The organism is Variovorax sp. TLI9-5A, from assembly GCF_056867935.1.
Genome location: NZ_CP200310.1, coordinates 3,654,187 through 3,671,851, shown reverse-complemented (window position 1 = coordinate 3,671,851; position 17,665 = coordinate 3,654,187). Strand labels below are relative to the sequence as shown.

Here is a 17,665-nt window from a genome sequence, read left to right as displayed (position 1 = left end):
CGCATCAGGGCGGAGGGGACCCGATGAGCACCCACGTACACACCATGCCCTTCGGCGCCACCGTGCAGGCACAGGGCGTGGATTTCGCCCTCTGGGCACCCTCGGCCGAAGCCGTGGTGCTGGAGCACAGCGCCGCGGCAGGCGGCTCCGCCGCAGTCTCGCTGCCGATGGAACGCGACGCGCACGGCTGGCACCGACTGACGGTGCCTCAGGCAGGACAGGGCGACAGCTACGGTTTCCGCCTGCCCGACGGCACTTGCGTGCCCGACCCGGCCTCGCGCTTCAATCCCGAAGACGTGCATGGCCCGAGCTTGGTGATCGACCCGCGCCGCTTCGAATGGACCGACGACGCATGGCGCGGCCGCCCGTGGGAGGAAGCGGTGGTCTACGAACTGCACGTGGGCACATTCACCGACGAAGGCACGTTCCAGGCCGCGCGGCAGCGGCTGGAGGAGCTGGTTGATCTCGGCATCACCGCCATCGAGCTGATGCCGCTCGCCGACTTTCCGGGGCGCCGCAACTGGGGCTACGACGGCGTGCTGCCGTTCGCGCCCGATGCCTCGTACGGCACGCCCGACGACCTCAAGGCGCTGGTCGACGCGGCGCATTCGACGGGCCTGATGGTGCTGCTCGACGTGGTCTACAACCACTTCGGGCCGGAGGGCAACTACCTACATGCCTATTGCCCCGAGTTCTTCAACCCGGGCCATCGGACGCCCTGGGGCCCGGCCATCAATTTCGACGGTCCGACATCGCGCACGGTGCGCGACTTCTTCATTCACAACGCCTGCTACTGGATCGAGGAATTCCGCTTCGACGGCCTGCGCATGGATGCGATCCACGCCATCCACGACGAGACGCGGCCGCACATCGTGCAGGAGATCCGCCAGGCGCTCGATGCCGGACCCGCCCGCGGGCGCCACGTGCACCTGGTGCTGGAGAACGACGCCAACCAGGCATCGATGCTGATGCGCGACGGCCGGGGCATTCCGGTGGCGGGCACCGCGCAGTGGAACGACGACCTGCACCACGCCGCGCATGTGCTGGCCACCGGCGAGCGCGACGGCTACTACGCCGACTATGCCGGCGACCCGGTCTCCAGCTTCGCCTGCGCACTGGCGGAGGGCTTCGTCTACCAAGGTCAGCCTTCGGCCTTCCGGCATGGCGAGCGCCGGGGAGAGCCGAGCACCCGGCTTCCGTCGCAGGCCTTCGTTTCCTTCCTGCAGACGCACGACCAGGTCGGCAACCGCGCCTTGGGCGAACGCATCCACGCGCTCGGCGATCCGGTGCTGGTGCGCGCCGCGATGGCCTGCCTGCTGCTGTCGCCGCATGTGCCCATGTTCTTCATGGGAGACGAGTTCGCGGCCTCCACGCCGTTCCTGTACTTCTGCGACTTCGGCCCCGAGCTTGCGACCGCCGTTGCCGAGGGGCGGCGCGCGGAGTTCGGCGGCTTCGCTGCCTTCGCCGACGAGGCGGCGCGAGCGCGCATTCCCGATCCGAACGCCGAATCTACCTTTCTCGAATCGAAGCTGCGCTGGCGCGAGCGTGGCACGCGCACGCATTTCGAGCGGCTTTGCGAGGTGCGGCAACTGCTGGAGGTTCGGCATCGCCTGATCGTGCCCCGGCTTGCGGGGACGACGGCTGCCGGCGTCTACCGCTGCGAGAACGGGACGCTGCAGGTGACGTGGGATCTCGGGTCGCCCGAGGCCAGGCTGCACCTGCTGGCGCATTTCGGCGATGGGCCCGCCGCGGGCGTGGCTGTACCGCCCGGCAAGGCGATCCACAGCGAGGGCGCCACCGTTCATGAGGGCGCAATGCGCCTCGAACGCGGCGCCGTGCACGTGACGCTGGAGGACTCGCAGGGTGTCGGATGAAACGCGCCAGCCACAGGCCGCCGTTACCGATGAGCTTGCGCGCCTGTGCGAGCACCACGGCATCGCCACAGGCTACTTCGACGCATTCGGACGGCGCCGCGAGGCCAGCGCGCGCAGCCTGATCTCGCTGCTTGCCGAGTTCGGCGTGCGGCTCGGCGATGCGGCGGATGCCGGGCCCGCGCTGGAGGCGGCTCAACGTGCTGACCGGGCCGAGGCACTCCCGCCGGCAGTGGTCGTACAGGTGCCGACGACCGGATGGCCGGTGCGCCTGCGGCTTGCGCCCTCGATCAAGCGGGTGCACTGGCAGATCACCGGCGAGCGCGGGACCGTGCTGGAAGGCGAGGGCGACGTGGGTGCCGAAGAAGCGGTGCCGGGCGGGCGCATCCTGCAGATGCCCGTCGCGCTCGAAGCCGGCTACTACCGCCTGCGTGTCGAAGGTCTGCCCGGCGAGGCGCTGGTGCTGGCCACGCCGGGCCGTTGCTACCGCCCGCCGGCAGTGCAGGACGCAGGCCGCGTGTGGGGCGTGGCCGTCCAGCTCTACGGCCTGCGCTCGCCGCGCAACTGGGGCATCGGCGACTTCGGCGATCTGGAGGATCTGGCGGTGCGGGTGGCCGGGCAGGGCGCCGATCTCATCGGGCTCAACCCGCTGCATGCGCTGTTCGCGGGCACGCCGGAACATGCCAGCCCGTACAGCCCCTCTTCACGGCAGCAACTCAACGTGTTCTACATCGACGTTGAGGCGGTCGATGGCTTCTCGGACTGCGAGGCCGTGCGGGAAAAGGTCGGCTCGCCGGACTTCCAGCAGCGCCTGGCCATGTTGCGCGCCGCGCCGCTCGTCGACTACGCCGGCGTGGCCGCGGCGAAGTTCGAAGTACTGGAGGTGCTGTTCGCGCATTTCTGCGAGCGCCACCTGCCGCAGGACGGCGAGCCCGATGAACAGGGAAGAGCATTCCTGGACTTCATCGCCCGGCGTGGCGAGGCCTTGCGGCGGCATGCGGTATTCGAGGCCCTGCGGGCTCACTTCCTTTCCACCGACAACGGTTCGGGGGACTGGCATTCATGGCCGGCCGCATGGCGCGACCCGGATTCCGCCGAGGTCGCCGCGTTCGCGCGGGTGCATGCGGAGCGAGTGCGCTTTCACCAGTACCTGCAATGGGTGGCCGACCGGCAACTCTCGCAGGTCGCTGCACGTTGCCGCGCGCTCGGCATGGGCGTGGGTCTCTACACGGACCTGGCCGTCTCGGTCGATCGAGCGGGCTCCGACGCCTGGTCTTTCCAGCACGGCTTTGCCGAAAACGCCAGCATCGGCGCGCCGCCGGACGAGTTCAACCCGGCCGGCCAGCGCTGGGGCCTGCCTCCGCTGAAGCCGGGCAGCCTGCGCGCCGACGGCTATCGTTTCTTCATCGAGACGCTGCGCGCCAGCATGCGCGGCGCGGGCGCCCTGCGCATCGACCATGCGATGGGACTGATGCGGCTGTTCTGGATTCCGCCGGGGTGCGGCGCGGGCGAGGGCGCCTACGTCTACTACCCGCTGGAGGAGATGCTCGCCATCGTCGCGATCGAAAGCCACCGGCAGCGCTGCATGGCGGTGGGCGAAGATCTCGGCACGGTCGAGGACGCGGTGCGGGAAGGGCTCTCGCGCGCGGACGTGCTCTCTTACCGGCTGCTCTATTTCGAGCAGCGGCAGGGCGGCGGCTTCAAGACCCCTGCCGACTACCCGCCGGCCGCGCTGGTCGCGATCAGCACGCACGATCTGGCGACCTTCGCGGGCTGGTGGGCGGCCGCCGATCTGCGCGAGCGGCTTGCGCTGGGCCTGTTCCCCGATCCAGCGGTCTTCGACAGGCAGCTGGCGGACCGCATGCGCGAACGCGTCGAGCTGATGCAGTCGCTGCAGCATGCGGGCCTGCTGTCGCGCGAGGAAATGGCGGAGGCGGCCGGCCTCGCGATGCCCTCGCAGCGCCTGGTGGAGGCGGCGCATGCATTCCTCGCCAGCACGCCGTCGGGGCTGATGATGGTGCAGCTGGAGGATGTGGCCGGCACTGTCGAGCAGGCCAATATGCCGGGCACTGTCGACGAACACCCCAACTGGCGCCGCAAGCTGGCGCAGCCGGTCGCGGCGCTGGTGCAGGGCGATCGCATGCACGGGCTGGCCCGATTGCTGCGCGAAGCGCGGCCGCGGCAGGTGCAAGGCGAAACGCCCGCCGGCCTGCAGGCGCGCATTCCACGCGCCACCTACAGGCTGCAGTTCCACAAGGATTTCGGCTTCGACGACGCGATCCGCGTGCTGCCATACCTCGCGAAGCTGGGCGTGAGCCATGTCTACTGCTCGCCGATACAGCGTGCCCGCCCGGGCAGCATGCACGGCTACGACGTGGTCGCGCATACGGAGATCAACCCCGAGCTGGGCGGCGTGGAAGGCTTCGCGCGCTTCGTCGATGCGCTCAAGGCCAACGGCCTCGGCCAGCTGCTGGACATGGTGCCCAACCACATGGGGGTGTTCGGCGCCGACAACGCATGGTGGATGGATGTGCTGGAAAACGGCCCTGTCTCGCTCTTCGCGCAGCACTTCGACATCGACTGGCAGCCGCTGAACCCCGAGCTGGCCGGCAAGGTGCTGCTGCCGGTGCTGGGTGGGCACTACGGCGAGACGCTGGATGGCGGGGAACTCGTCCTGTCCTTCGAAGAAGGCGCCGGCAGCTTCGCCATGCGCTACTTCGAGCATCGTTTTCCGCTGGCGCCCGAGACGTATCCGGTGGTGCTGGAGCGCGCGCTCGAGCGGCTCGGCGATGCCGATGCGTCGGACCGGCTTGCGAGCCTGTCGACGTCCTTCGGACGCCTTCCTGGGCGTGACCTGGCATCGCCGCATGAGCAGGCCGAGCGAGTTCGCGACAAGGAACTGTTCAAGGCGCGCCTCGCGGATCTGGTGCAGAGCCAACCGTCGGTGGCCCATGCGCTTGCTGCAGCGGTGGCGGAGTTCAACCTGGCCTCGGCGGAAGCCCGCGACGCGCTGCATCGGCTGATCGAGGCGCAGGCCTACAGGCTCGCGCACTGGCGGGTGGCGGCCGACGAGATCAACTACCGGCGCTTCTTCGACATCAACGATCTCGCGGGCGTGCGCATGGAGCGCGACGAGGTGTTCGAGGCGACTCAGTCGTTCGCTCTCGACCTGGCGGCTTCGGGCGTGGTGGACGGGCTGCGGATCGATCATCCGGACGGGCTCTACGACCCGGCGGGCTATTTCCGCAAGCTCCAGGAAGGCTATGCACGCCGCGCCGGACTGGTGCTGCCGACGCACGACGCGCAAGGCCGGCCCGCGCGGCCGCTCTACGTGGTGGCCGAGAAGATCGCGGCGGCGCACGAGGACGTGCCCGACAGCTGGCATGTGCACGGCACCACCGGCTACCGGTTCGCGAACGTGGCCAACGGCGTGCTGGTCGATACCGCCGGCAGGGATCGCGTGCTGCATGCCTGGCAGCGCTTCACCGGCGTGGTGGAAGACTTCGCCTCGATCTGCCGCGACGGGCGGCGGGAGGTGATGCGCAATGCGCTGTCGTCCGAGCTGAATGTGCTGTCTGGCGAGTTGCTTCGCATTGCCCGGGCCGACCGGGGCACGCGCGACTACACGCTCAATGCGCTGCGCCGTGCCTTGTCCGGCGTCTGCGCCTGCATGACCGTCTATCGCACCTACATCGTCGACGAGCCGTCCGGGCAGGACCGGCGCTTCATCGACGAGGCCGTGGTCGAAGCCGCGCGGCGCAGTGGCGATGCCGATCTGTCTGTGTTCGAGTTCGTGCGCGGAGCGCTGCGAGGCGAGGCAGCCACCGGAGCATCACCTGCGCTGGCTGAACGGGTGCGCCGCTTCGCGATGCGCTTCCAGCAGTTCAGCGCGCCGGTGGCGGCCAAGGGAGTGGAAGACACGGCCTTCTATCGCTACTTTCCGCTGAGCTCGCTCAACGAGGTGGGAGGCGAGCCGGATCTTTTCGGCATCGAGATCGGGCAGTTCCACGCGCTGTCCGCTGATCGCGCACTTCGTTGGCCGCACACCATGCTCGCGACATCGACGCACGACAACAAGCGCTCGGAGGACGTCCGCAACCGGATCGACGTGCTGTCGGAAATTCCCGACGACTGGATGCGCGCGCTGGCGCGCTGGCACGGCAAGTGCCGCGGCACGCGCGCGAATCTGCCGGGCGGCGAGGCCCCGTCGCGCGCCGACGAATACCTGCTCTACCAGACGCTGCTGGGCACCCTGCCGCCGGGCGGGCTCGATGCGGATGCATTGCCGGACTACACGCAGCGAATCTGCCAGTACATGCGCAAGGCCGCGCGCGAAGCCAAGCTGCGCACACGCTGGACCCAGCCGGACGAAGACTACGAAGCCGCGCTGGAGCACTTCGTGCGGGAAATCCTGGCTCCGGCTGAAAACGGGGAGGAGGGCGAGTGCCTGCACGACATCCGGCTGCTGTCGGACCGGCTCGCGACGATCGGTGCATGGAACAGCCTCACGTTGACGTTGCTGAAGTACGCCTCGCCGGGCGTGCCGGATCTCTACCAAGGCAGCGAACTGATCGCGCTGAGCCTCGTGGATCCAGACAACCGGCGGCCGGTGGACTATGCGCTGCGTCAGCGGCTGCTCGAGGAACTGGACGGGATGGCTGAAGAGGATGGGCTCGCCCGGCGGGTTTGCGCGATGGCCGAGTCTCCGCACGACGGACGGGCGAAGCTCTGGTTCATCTGGCGCCTGCTGTCCTTGCGCCGGGTACAGCCGCTGCTGTTTGACGAAGGCAGCTACGAGCCGCTGGAGGTCGAGGGCCCGCTGGCGGGGCACGTAGTCGCGTTCGCCCGGCGGCATGCCGACCAAACAATGCTGATTCTGGCGGCCCGCCTGTTCGCGTCCTGTTCCGGCGATGCCGCGACGCCGATGCTGCCGGAGCCGACGAAATGGAACGGCACCACGATCCGCCTGCCGGAAGGACTCGGTGGACGCTCGTTCCGCAACCTGCTGACCGGGGAGGTCGTTTCCCTCAAAGAACGGCTGGAGCTGACCGATGCATTCAACTCGATGCCATGGGCAGCATTGGCTCCTGACGCCACGCCCTGATCAAGAGCAAATCATCTGTTATCAATATTTAACATAATGCACATTGTGTTCTCCAAAGAAGCGTCCCGGTAACGTAATTCGGAAGCTGAAATTGGACCCTGCCTATAGGGCCACCCTTTGCGCTCGCTTTAAGGTCGCCTGTGTTGATGCGGGCCTGTCGATCGAACAAGTGGCGCAAATTCTTCACGTCACCACGCGCACCGTGCGGTACTGGTTTTCCGGCAAAACGGTGGTACCTTTTGCGGCCTACAAGCTCGTGCGGATCATGAATCGCTTCGAGCTGCCCGGCGATGCTTGGGCGGGCTGGCACATGCATAGCGGCAAACTCTGGACGCCTGAGGGCTTCGGGTTCGAGCCTCAGGATGGCGCGTGGTGGTCGCTGCTCGTGCGTCAGGCCCGGTCCTTCCGGGTGGTCTACGCCGAGCTGTCAGAGGTGCGCCGGGTTTCGCATGGCGAAACCATGAGGGTCCCCGATGGTAATCACGGGGAGAGTTCGGCGACGGGGGTGGCCCATGGCTGATACGTCGACGGATCGTTTCTTGGTCGATGCCGAGGCGGTGCTCCGTGCAGCTGCTGTGGTGTGTCGCACCATGCCCTCTCAGTTCGATTCGGCCGAGGTTCCTGGAGCGTTCCAGCGGCTCTCCGTGGCCTTGGGCGATGCCATCCGCCATCTCGGTCCGCACGTCGTTCAGGCACGTGCTGCGCTTGAGCCTGATGCCTTTGACCATGGGCACTCCGTCGATCTTCCTGATGGCTCTCGTCTGACTGTCGGCGCTGATGGTCTGGTCCAGCACAGTGTCTCCGATGAGGGCCTGCGTGCGATGGGTTTGAAGCCTGTGGCTGTGCTTGCGAGGGATGGTGGCACCCTCCCCCTGCCTCCTGAAGATCCGGGCCTTGTAGCTCGTCTGGCGCGCCATGAGCGCCGTCGTCATGGGAAGGGAGGTGATCGATCCGATTGAGTGTCTGCGCCTCACCGTTGGGAAACGTCGGGCGTTGGCTTATGGGGTGCGGTGGGCGCACTTCAGGGCCGTGTGAGTAGTCGGCACCGGTGCGTGGGTGGGCCACGTACCGGCACCTGACCAAGTCAACGATAGGAGCGTTGAAATGGCTGATGTTGAGTCTAGCGGTGTGCGTGCCGCTTATTGCAGCTTGATGGGTGCGCAAGCTGAAGCGCAGGCGTTCGGCATCTTGCTCGAGGGGTCGTCCTTGGGGGATGGCACTTGGGACGTGTTGTTGGGTGGTGCACTTGGGCGGCTCGTGGTGGCCGTCGAGGGTTACGAACGTGCCCTTCGGGCTGCTGGCGTCGAGACCGGTAGCTATGCCACGAAACCCGCCAGCCAGGCCAGCTCGTGAGCGCGTTCACGGATCGTGTGTACCGCGACTGGCTCGCCCAGCTCGGCGTGCAGCGCGCGGCCTCGGGAAGGGGCCCCGCCTGCGGGGATGCAACCGAGGCCGCGCGCGAAGCTTGGCTGAGGGATGCCATGCAGTTACGTCGACCTGGTCACCCTCCCCGATCTGGGGATGTTCTGGGGCCGGAGCGAAGCGTAGGGAGGGGGCGAAGCGCCCCTGCAAAGCGGAGCCCGAATTGAGCGATGGTGGCCTTCCATGGCTGCTCGCCGCGTGGCTCATTGCTTGTTTCTGTGCAGACAGAAATCGCGTATTGCTAAGCGGTATTAATTCGGTGTTTAATTACGTCGGCAATTGAAATAAATTCAATGAAAAAGCTAAGGTCAAAACGCTGCACATTGTGTCAAATAAAGCAGCAGCTACGAAAGAAGCCACCCACCGAGAGCCCGTGGCCAGCGGCTGCGCGTGGAGGTGCTCAAGAGGCTGGATTCGGTGCGCCCAAGCTCGAAACGCCCAAGTTCGCCGCCGGCTACATAAACTTCTACGTGTGCAACGGCGCGGTGATCGCGCCGCAGTTCAGCGATTCGCTCGACATCGACGCCATCGCCGCGGGCGGCGGCGGCATCCACCGCACGACTCAGCAGCCGCCGCGCTGAAGAAGAACGAAGTTCACCACTTGCCGTCCTTGGGAACGGCCTTGGCCGCGCTGGCCTTCGCATTGGCAGCAGCGGCGATCATCGAGGCGGCTTCCGAGCGGTTCGCCTTGTTGGCGAAGTCGACGGCGGTCATGCCCAGCTGGTTCTTCATGGTCGTGTCGGCGCCCTCTTCCAGCAGCAGCTTGACGGCGTCGTTGGAGCCGTACATGGCGGCCATCATCAACGGAGTGGTGCCGTTGGGCGATTGCGCATCGATGAAGGCGAAGTTCTCGAGCAGCGTCTTCATGATCGCGATCTGGCCGCTGGTGGCTGCGTAGTGCAGCGGCGTCCAGCCGGTCTTGTTGACGGCTGCGTCGCGCTTGAGAAGCTGGGCGACGATGTCCTGCTGGCCCTTGATCGCGGCCAGCATCAGCGGGGTTTCGTCCTTGGGACTGGCGATGTCCACATCGGTCTGCGGCGCCTCGATCAGCACCTTGATCACCTTCGGCGAGGGCTCGCGCAGCGCGATCAGCAGGCCGGTCTGGCCATGCTCGTCGCGCGTGTTGGGGTCGAAACCGCGCTGGATCAGGTTGCTGACGCCGCTGGCGTTGTCGCCGCGCACGGCCCGGAAAAAGTCTTCAAACGAGCCGGCGTGCGCTGCAAAAGATGCAGCAATGACAACGAGATAAATCGATTTCTTGAAGTAGTTTTTCATGATTTCACTTCCCTGAACAATGCTTCGAAATTGTCGCTCGTGGCCTTGGCGACGGCCTCTACGGGCATCTGCCTGAGCTCCGCGATCTGCTGCGCCACGTAGGGCACGTAAGACGGGTTGTTGGTCTTGCCGCGGTACGGCACCGGCGCGAGATACGGGCTGTCGGTTTCGATCAGCATGCGGTCCAGCGGCACGAAGGCGGCCACGTCGCGCAGGTCCTGCGCCTTCTTGAAGGTCAGGATGCCGGAGAACGAGATGTAGAAACCGAGGTCGAGCGCGGCGCGGGCCACCTCGGCGGTCTCGGTGAAGCAGTGGAAGACGCCGCCGGCCGCGCCGGGCGAGGCGTCCTCGCCCTCTTCCTTCAGGATCGCCAGCGTGTCCGCCGAGGCCTCGCGGGTGTGGATGATCAGCGGCTTGCGGGTCTGGCGGGCGGCGCGGATGTGCACGCGGAACCGGTCGCGCTGCCACTCCAGATCAGAGATGCTGCGGCCGCCCTTGCGCTCTTCCATCTGATAGTAGTCGAGGCCGGTTTCGCCGATTGCCACCACGCGCGGCCGCGCCGAAAGGCGAACCAGGTCCTCGACCGAAGGCTCGGCGATGTCCTCGTTGTCGGGGTGCACGCCCACGCTCGCCCAGAAGTTGTCGTAGCTGGCGGCAAGGGCCTGCACTTCGTCGAATTCCTCGAGCTTTGTGCAGATGCAGAGTGCCCGGTCGACCTGAGCCGCGGCCATGGCGGCGCGGATCTGCGGCATCTGGCCCGCGAATTCGGGAAACGTGAGGTGGCAGTGGGAGTCTGTGAACATCGGAAATGATGGAGTGCGCGGCGCATGCCCTTCTCGGGCCTCTATGGGAGGTTGCGCCGTCGACCGAGTTCCGCGTCACGAGGACGGGGCGGAAAACTCAGATGGTTTGCGTGGGGCGGTCGGAGGCCATCGAGCCGCCGAGCGCCGCCTCGATGCGCGCCTTCAACTGGCGCGATTTCTCGTCGGAAGGAAAACGGATGCCCACGCCCGGAGCCCGGTTGCCTGCGGCTCGCGACGGCGTGATCCAGGCCACCTTGCCGGCCACCGGATAGCGCTGCGGGTCTTCCGGCAGGGTCAGCAGCACGTAGACGTCGTCGCCAAGCCGGTACTCGCGCGTGGTCGGAATGAAGATGCCGCCCTCGGCGAACAGCGGGATGTAGGCCGCGTACAGCGCGCCCTTTTCCTTGATAGCGAGCTGGATGACGCTCGGCCGGGCGGGTGTGGGGTTGGCTGCGGGTGCAGCGGATGCGGCAGGTTGGTTCATGGTCGGCGACGAGCGGCAGAGTTTAGGGTGGTTCGCGCTTCGCTCACAAGCGCTTCGAGCATGAGGCCCGCATTGAACGGGTGTTCCGCGGTTCTGGCGGCGCTTGCAAGCGACTTCGACCAGCGCGCGAGCGCCAGCCGGGACGGTGCCGCCGGCAGGTCGGCGGCTTCGAAGAAGCGGGGTGTGGCGCCGTTGCCGACAGCCATCAGGTCATGGCAGAGCTTCTGCAGCGCGCCGACAGCCTGCGCGGGCGCATGATCGGCCAGCGCCCCGACGTCACCGCGCACCATTGCCTTGGGCAGCAGCGCCCACGCCTTGGGCGACTGCCCCGAGCGAGCTAGCCGCAGCGCATCGTTGGGCCGGCCACCGGCGGCGCGCAGCAAGGCGACTGCGTCGGCAGCGGGCACATCCTGCGCGGCAAGCCAGGCCTCGGCCTCGGCGGTTTCCGGCCAGGGCAGCGTGAAACCCAGGCAGCGGCTGCGGATGGTCGGCAGCAGCTGCCAGGCGGCCTCGCTGGCGAGCACGAAACGCACGTCGCCGACCGGCTCTTCGAGCGTTTTCAGCAGCGCATTGGCGGTGATAGTGTTCATGCGCTCCGCCGGATACACCAGCACCACCTTGCCACGTCCGCGAGCGCTGGTGCGCTGGGCAAAGCCGACCGCGTCGCGCATCGCCTCGACGCGGATCTCGCGGCTGGGCTTGCGCTTCTTGTCGTCGATGTCCGCCTGCGCCTTTTCGTCGAGCGGCCAGCCGAGCTCCTGCATCGCCACCTCGGGCATCAACAAGCAGAGGTCGGCATGCGTGCGGACCTCGATGGCATGGCAGCTCGGGCAATTGCCGCAGGCGGTGCCCTCCTCCGTCGGCTGCTCGCACAGCCAGGCGGAAGCCAGGGCCAGCGCCAGTTCGTACTGGCCGATGCCGGACGGGCCTTGCAGCAGCCAGGCGTGGCCGCGCTGGCGCAGCAGCTCGGTCAGCGGCCGGCGCAGCCAGGGAGACAGTGCCTCGGCGCTCATCAGGCTCGACCTCCGGCCAGCACGCCGCGCGCCGTCAGCTCGGACTCGATCTGCTGCCAGACCTGCTCGCGCGTCTGGCTTGCGTCGATGCGCACGAAGCGCGGCGCATCGGCGCTCGCGCGGTCCGCATAGCCCTGCGCGACGCGGCGGAAGAACTCGACCGGCTGGGCTTCGAATTTGTCGGGCACGCGGGCGCCGGCCAGCCGCTGCGCGGCGATCTCGGGAGCCAGGTCAAACCACAGCGTGATTTGCGGCTGCAGCAGCTTTGGGCTACCGGCCTGCGCCTGAACCCACTGCTCCAGGGTCGACAGCACGGCGTTGTCGAAACCGCGCCCCGCGCCCTGGTAGGCGAAGGTGGCGTCGGTGAAACGGTCGCACAGCACCACGTCGCCGCGTACCAGTGCGGGCTCGACGACCTGCGCGATGTGATCGCGCCGCGCTGCGAACACCAGCAGCGATTCGGTCAGCGGGTCCATCGGCTTTTCGAGGATCAGCCCGCGCAGCGTTTCGGCCAGCGGCGTGCCGCCGGGCTCGCGGGTGCGGACGACCGTGCGGCCCTGCGCCTTGAACAGCGCCTCCAGCGCATCGAGATGGCTCGACTTGCCCGCACCGTCGATGCCTTCCAGCGTCAGAAACAGGCCTTGGTCACTCATTGAGTCGTCGCCTTCGGTTTGGAATCGCCGCCGCTGCGCTGGTAACGATTGACCGCGCGGTTGTGGTCGTCGAGCGAACTGCTGAACTGGCTGGTGCCGTCGCCGCGCGACACGAAATACAGCGATTTGCTTTGCGCCGGCTGCACCGCAGCCAGCAGCGCCGCCTTGCCCGGCATGGAAATCGGCGTGGGCGGCAGGCCACCGCGCGTGTAGGTGTTCCAGGGGGAGTCGGTCTGAAGATCCTTCTTGCGCAGGTTGCCGTCGAAGGCAGCACCCATGCCGTAGATCACGGTCGGATCGGTCTGCAGCGGCATGCCGATGCGCAGGCGGTTGGCGAACACGGCCGCGATTTCCGCGCGGTCGTTGGCCTTGCCTGTCTCCTTTTCGACAATACTGGCCAGAATAAGCGCCTCATCGGCCGATTTCAGCGGCAAGTCGGAGGCGCGAGCGGCCCAGGCGGCTTCCAGCTTCTTGTCCATGGCGCGCATCGCGCGCTGCAGCAGGGCGATGTCGGTCGAGCCCTTCGAATAGGTATATGTGTCCGGGAAGAAGCGGCCTTCGGGGTGCAGGCCCGGCTTGCCGAGCTTGGCCATCAGCGCATCGTCGGTCATGCCCACGCTCTCGGGCTTGAGCTGGTCGGCCTTGGCGAGCGCGGCGCGCACCTGGCGGATGTTCCAGCCTTCCACCAGCACCACGCTGCGCGTGGCCTCCTCGCCGCGCACCAGGATGTTGAGCAGCAGCTTGGGCGTGACGCCGCGCTCCAGCTCGTAGCTGCCGGCGCGCATCTGGCGGTCTTGCCCGGAGACGCGGAACCACAGGTAGAGCAACTGCGGCTGAACGTCGACGCCGGTGTCGGCCACCGCCTGGGCGATGCCGCGCGGCGTGGTGCCGGGCTCGACCGACAGGTCGACGCTGGGCGCGGGCAGCCTGAGCGGCTGGTGCACCCACCAGAGGCCGGCACCGCCGAGCGCGAGTGCTGCCAGGGCGACGAGCAGGAAAAGCGTGAGGAAGAAGCTGCGCACGGATCCGATGTGGGGTGACGGAGGAAAAAAGGAGAAAAAAGTGGGCGGCTGCAGGCGAAAAATCGGTGCCCTTGCGAACCGCAGGGCTGGAGCCCCTGCCGTCCCGAAGGAACAGGCCCGGCCATGATAATTCAGCGATGACCACTGTCGTTCTCAACGGGGTGACCGCCCTCTCCCATCTCGGCGTGATCCGTGCCGAAGGTCCGGACGCCGCCAGTTTCCTCCACGGCCAGCTCACACAGGACTTTTCCCTGCTAGGCGCCTCCGACGCCCGCCTGGCCGCCCTGTGCACCGCCAAGGGCCGTGTGATCGCGAGTTTCATCGGCATCAAGCCGCAACCGGAGCTGATCCTGCTGGTGTGCAGCCGCGACATCCTCGCCGCCACGCTCAAGCGGCTGTCGATGTACGTGCTGCGCGCCAAGGTCAAGCTGACCGACGCGACCGAGCAGGTCGCCCTCTACGGCCTGGCCGGCACCGCGCTCACCGCCAACGGGCTCGATGGGGCTGCCCAGCCCGGCAAGCGCACGGCCGTCGGCGACGAAGTCAGCGCGGTATCGCTCTACCCCGCCGACGGCGTTCCGCGCGCGCTGTGGATCGCCCCGGCCGGCCACGCGGCGCCCGCGGGCCCGGCCCTGGACGACAACCTCTGGCAGTGGAGCGAGGTACGCAGCGGCATCGTGACGCTGACCACCCCGGTCATCGATGCCTTCGTGCCGCAGATGATCAACTACGAATCCGTGGGCGGCGTGAACTTCAAGAAGGGCTGCTATCCCGGCCAGGAAGTGGTCGCGCGAAGCCAGTTCCGCGGCACGCTGAAGCGGCGCACCTATCTCGTCCAGGCCGATGCGCCGGTGTCCGTGGGGCAGGAAGTGTTCGCCGCCGGCGACGCCGAACAGCCTGTCGGCACCGTGGCGCAGGCCGCGCCGGCGCCCGATGGCGGCTGGTCCGCGCTGATCTCCATGCAGATCGCCGCGCTGGAGGCCGGTGGCCTGCGCGCGGGTGCGGCCGACGGCCCGGCGCTCACGGTCGAGCCACTGCCTTATCCGCTGCTCGAAGACATCTGAGCCTGCGTTCCCCTTACCCCCAACGCCCCTGAAAGCGGGCGTTTGGCGCTATCGAACAGATGGCGCCATTTTTTTGCGCGTCTTTTAACCCCGTTGTCGCTGCCGGCCCGTGCAAGCCTTCACCGATCAACTCCGGCAAGGAAGACACATCATGAAGCGCAGACTCTTTTCCACCGCCCTGGCCGTGACAGCCATGACCGCCGTGGCCTCGTTCTCGGCCTGCGCGCAGACCTCGGAACGACCTTATGTTCCCTCCACCCCGTCCAGCCGCATCGGCTCGCTGATGCAGATCAGCGTGGTCGATCGCGGCACCGGCGCCGAACTGCCGATCTACCGCCATCGCGGCGAATACTGGGTGGCCGGCCGCCCCGGCGCGCGCTACGCCATCCGCGCACGCAACGCGATGGGTGAACGCATCATGGCCGTGATGTCCGTGGACGGCGTCAACGTGGTCACGGGCGAAACCGCTGGCGTCGGGCAGAACGGCTACGTCTTCAGCGCCCGCGAGCGCAGCGACATCACCGGGTGGCGCAAGAGCGATTCGCAGATCGCCGCCTTCGAGTTCGCCGCGGCCGGAAATTCCTATGCAAGCCGCACCGGCCGGCCCGACGATGTGGGTGTGATCGGCGTCGCGATGTTCCGCGAGCGCATGCCCGAGCTGCCGCCTCCGCCGGTCACGCCATTCCCGCGCCGCGACGACTACGGTGGATACGGAGGATATGGCCCCGAGCGCGAGCGCCGCAGCGAATCGTCGTCGTACCAGGGCGACGCGCGGGCCAAGGCAGGCGCAGCCGACAACGCCGCTCCCGCTGCGGCCGCCGAATCTTCCGGCAGCCTGGCACGCCAATCCGCGCCCAGCCCGAGCCTGGGCACCGCTCACGGCCGCCGCGAAACCTCGTACGTTGGCAAGACGACTTTCGAGCGCGCCCAGCCGTCGCCCGACGAGGTGGTCCGCATCCGCTACGACAGCCGCGAGAACCTCGTGGCTGCGGGCGTGATCCCGGTGCCGCCCCCGCCGCGCTGGCCGCGTCCTGCGGGTCCGTCGCCGTTCCCCGGCTCGGACCCGGGCTACGTGCCCGATCCTCCGAGCCGCTACTGAGAGGAAGAAGAGGACCGAAGCGGCCGGCGCATCTCGATATGGGGAATGCCGGCCTCCTCGAAACCGTCCCCGTGCGGCACATAGCCCAGCCGCGCATAGAAGCGCTCCGCACTGCGTTGCGCGTTCAGCGCGACCACGCTGGCGCCGCGCTCCCTGGCGACGTCTTCCAGCGCCTGCATCACCGCCGCGCCATGGCCGCCGCTGCGCAGGTTGCGGTGCACCGCAACGCGGCCGATGTGCGAGATGCCGTTCTCGGCCGGCAGCAGCCTGGCCGTGGCGATGACCTGCCCCAGCCGGTTGCGCGCCACCGCATGCAGCACGACGGCATCCTGCTCGTCCCACTCCATCGCCTCGGGAATGTTCTGCTCCTCGATGAAGACCGCGCGCCGCAGCGCGCCCGCGCCTTCGCCCAGCGTGGCCCAGTCACCCGTCTCGATCGTGCGCATGGCCTCGCCGGCTTCATAGCCCAGCAGCACCTCGCGCAGCGCCGGCGGCACCGGCTTCGAAGTCTGCGTCGCCGGATCGGCGAACACATAGACCAGTTCGCAGCCGACGAGGAACTGGTCCTGCCGGAACAGCCCGCCCTCGAACACCATCGACGAATTGCCGATGCGCACGCAGCGCATGCCCACGTCGAGCACGTCGTCGATGCGCGCCGAAGCCCGGAAATCGACCGTCGCCTTGCGCACGTACAGGTCGCCGCCCATCGCATGCATCGACTCCTCGTACGGCAGCGCCAGCGCGCGCCAGTAGTCGGCGATGGCGGTGTCGAAGTACATCAGGTAGTGGGCATTGAAGACGATCTTCTGCATGTCGACTTCGGCCCAGCGTACGCGCAGGCGGTGGAAGAAGCGGAAGTCCTTGCGTTCGGTAGCTGTTGTCGTGTTGCTCATGGTGTCAGTAGTGCCTCCTTGATTGCCCGGGCCGCATCGTCCTGCGCCTGCAGCGCCTCCGGAATCGTCCGGCCCATCTTGATGAATTCGTGGATCACGCCCCGGTAGATCTCCAGATCGACCGGCACGCCCGCCGCGCGCAGCTTGTCGGCGTAGGCGATGCCTTCGTCGACCACCGGATCGCACTCGGCCAAACCGATCCAGGCCGGCGCCACGCCGTCGACGTCATCGGCCAGCAGCGGCGCGAAGCGCCAGTCGTCACGGTCGGCCGGCGTGTTGACGTACTGTGCGAAGAAGAAATCGATCATCGCCTTGGTCAGCAGCGGGCCGTCGACGTGGCGCCGGTGCGAGGCCGTGTCCTGGTGCGCGGTGGTGCCGGGGTAGATCAGCATCTGCAGCGAGAGCGGCAGGCCCGCGTCGCGCGCGAGGATGGCACAGACGGCCGCGAGCGTGCCGCCGGCGCTGTCGCCACCCACCGCAAGTTTCGACGGGTCGAGGCCCAGGCTCGCGCCCTCCTTCGCGATGAACTGGAAGGCGTCCCATGCGTCGTTCGACGCGGTCGGGAACTTGTGCGCGGGGGCGAGCCGGTAGTCCACGGAGATCACCGCGCAGCCGCTCTTGATGCTCAGCACCCGGCACAGCGTGTCGTGCGTGCGGATGTTGCCGACGGTGAAGCCGCCGCCGTGGAAGTAGATCAGCACCGGCAGTACCGCCGATGAAGGCGCGTAGAGCCGCGCGGGAATCGCATGGCCGTCGCGTGCCGCGATGGCGAAGTCTTCGATGCGCGCCAGTTCGGGCTTCGGCACTTCGAGCACGCCGGCGCCTTTCTCGTAGGAGGCCTTGGCTTCTTCGGGCGTCTGCCTGTCGAGCGGCGGGTGGCCGGCGCGGGCCATGCGTTCGACGACGCTGGCCATCTTCGGCGTGAGCCGGGTGCCGCTCAGTGTTCCGGGCGCGACAGCGGC

General features: G+C 67.7%; 15 protein-coding genes. 7 read left to right on the top strand and 8 right to left on the bottom strand.

Annotation, left to right across the window (positions count from 1 at the left end; genetic code table 11):
- Window positions 1-23 precede the first annotated feature (23 nt).
- From treZ to AC1VNX_RS17315, 5 genes are all read left to right on the top strand, one after another.
- Entirely contained in the window at window positions 24-1,874 is a 1,851-nt protein-coding gene (gene treZ, locus AC1VNX_RS17335) for a malto-oligosyltrehalose trehalohydrolase (RefSeq protein ID WP_483157807.1), read from the top strand.
- The gene (locus AC1VNX_RS17330) at window positions 1,864-6,975 is read left to right on the top strand and encodes a malto-oligosyltrehalose synthase (RefSeq protein ID WP_483157806.1); all 5,112 of its coding nucleotides are present in this window, start codon (window positions 1,864-1,866) and stop codon (window positions 6,973-6,975) included. The genes treZ and AC1VNX_RS17330 overlap by 11 nt, the downstream gene beginning before the upstream one ends.
- Before the next feature lie 91 nt (window positions 6,976-7,066).
- Window positions 7,067-7,495 (top strand): VC1465 family Xer recombination activation factor, encoded by a 429-nt coding sequence (locus tag AC1VNX_RS17325; RefSeq protein ID WP_483157805.1) that lies wholly within the window; start codon window positions 7,067-7,069, stop codon window positions 7,493-7,495.
- Window positions 7,488-7,934 carry a hypothetical protein gene (locus AC1VNX_RS17320; RefSeq protein WP_483157804.1) on the top strand — a complete coding sequence of 149 codons (447 nt, stop codon included), beginning with the start codon at window positions 7,488-7,490 and terminating at the stop codon, window positions 7,932-7,934. Before AC1VNX_RS17325 ends, AC1VNX_RS17320 begins: the two co-directional genes overlap by 8 nt.
- Before the next feature lie 756 nt (window positions 7,935-8,690).
- Window positions 8,691-8,978, top strand: a complete 288-nt coding sequence (locus AC1VNX_RS17315; protein WP_483157803.1) for an agmatine deiminase family protein — start codon at window positions 8,691-8,693, stop codon at window positions 8,976-8,978.
- A 13-nt stretch (window positions 8,979-8,991) separates the two neighbouring features.
- On the opposite strand, the gene AC1VNX_RS17310 is transcribed toward AC1VNX_RS17315, so the two are convergent.
- The 6 genes from AC1VNX_RS17310 to mltG all read right to left on the bottom strand — a co-directional run bounded on the left by AC1VNX_RS17310 (window position 8,992) and on the right by mltG (window position 13,647).
- Window positions 8,992-9,672, bottom strand: a complete 681-nt coding sequence (locus tag AC1VNX_RS17310; RefSeq protein ID WP_483157802.1) for an ankyrin repeat domain-containing protein — start codon at window positions 9,670-9,672, stop codon at window positions 8,992-8,994.
- Window positions 9,669-10,475: a TatD family hydrolase gene (locus AC1VNX_RS17305; protein WP_483157801.1), complete on the bottom strand. Its 807-nt coding sequence runs from the start codon at window positions 10,473-10,475 to the stop codon at window positions 9,669-9,671. Before AC1VNX_RS17305 ends, AC1VNX_RS17310 begins: the two co-directional genes overlap by 4 nt.
- Before the next feature lie 97 nt (window positions 10,476-10,572).
- Window positions 10,573-10,959: a PilZ domain-containing protein gene (locus AC1VNX_RS17300; RefSeq protein ID WP_483157800.1), complete on the bottom strand. Its 387-nt coding sequence runs from the start codon at window positions 10,957-10,959 to the stop codon at window positions 10,573-10,575.
- Window positions 10,956-11,972 (bottom strand): DNA polymerase III subunit delta', encoded by a 1,017-nt coding sequence (locus AC1VNX_RS17295; RefSeq protein WP_483157799.1) that lies wholly within the window; start codon window positions 11,970-11,972, stop codon window positions 10,956-10,958. Before AC1VNX_RS17295 ends, AC1VNX_RS17300 begins: the two co-directional genes overlap by 4 nt.
- Window positions 11,972-12,625, bottom strand: coding sequence for a dTMP kinase (gene tmk, locus AC1VNX_RS17290; protein ID WP_483157798.1), 654 nt, complete (start codon window positions 12,623-12,625; stop codon window positions 11,972-11,974). Before tmk ends, AC1VNX_RS17295 begins: the two co-directional genes overlap by 1 nt.
- Window positions 12,622-13,647, bottom strand: a complete 1,026-nt coding sequence (gene mltG, locus AC1VNX_RS17285; RefSeq protein WP_483157797.1) for an endolytic transglycosylase MltG — start codon at window positions 13,645-13,647, stop codon at window positions 12,622-12,624. The genes tmk and mltG overlap by 4 nt, the downstream gene beginning before the upstream one ends.
- Window positions 13,648-13,784: 137 nt before the next feature.
- Between mltG and ygfZ the strand changes: the two genes are divergently transcribed.
- Together ygfZ and AC1VNX_RS17275 are read left to right on the top strand one after the other, a co-directional pair.
- Window positions 13,785-14,711, top strand: a complete 927-nt coding sequence (gene ygfZ / locus AC1VNX_RS17280) for a CAF17-like 4Fe-4S cluster assembly/insertion protein YgfZ (RefSeq protein WP_483157796.1) — start codon at window positions 13,785-13,787, stop codon at window positions 14,709-14,711.
- A gap of 151 nt (window positions 14,712-14,862) precedes the next feature.
- A complete protein-coding gene (locus AC1VNX_RS17275; RefSeq protein WP_483157795.1) occupies window positions 14,863-15,810 on the top strand; it encodes a hypothetical protein in 948 nt (315 codons plus the stop codon).
- Here AC1VNX_RS17275 and AC1VNX_RS17270 read toward each other — a convergent pair.
- Both AC1VNX_RS17270 and AC1VNX_RS17265 read right to left on the bottom strand, forming a co-directional pair.
- On the bottom strand, window positions 15,804-16,703 hold the full coding sequence (locus AC1VNX_RS17270) for a YbgC/FadM family acyl-CoA thioesterase (RefSeq protein ID WP_483157794.1): 900 nt from the start codon (window positions 16,701-16,703) through the stop codon (window positions 15,804-15,806). The genes AC1VNX_RS17275 and AC1VNX_RS17270 overlap by 7 nt on opposite strands.
- Window positions 16,700-17,617 carry an alpha/beta hydrolase gene (locus AC1VNX_RS17265; protein WP_483161972.1) on the bottom strand — a complete coding sequence of 306 codons (918 nt, stop codon included), beginning with the start codon at window positions 17,615-17,617 and terminating at the stop codon, window positions 16,700-16,702. The genes AC1VNX_RS17270 and AC1VNX_RS17265 overlap by 4 nt, the downstream gene beginning before the upstream one ends.
- Window positions 17,618-17,665: the final 48 nt, after the last annotated feature.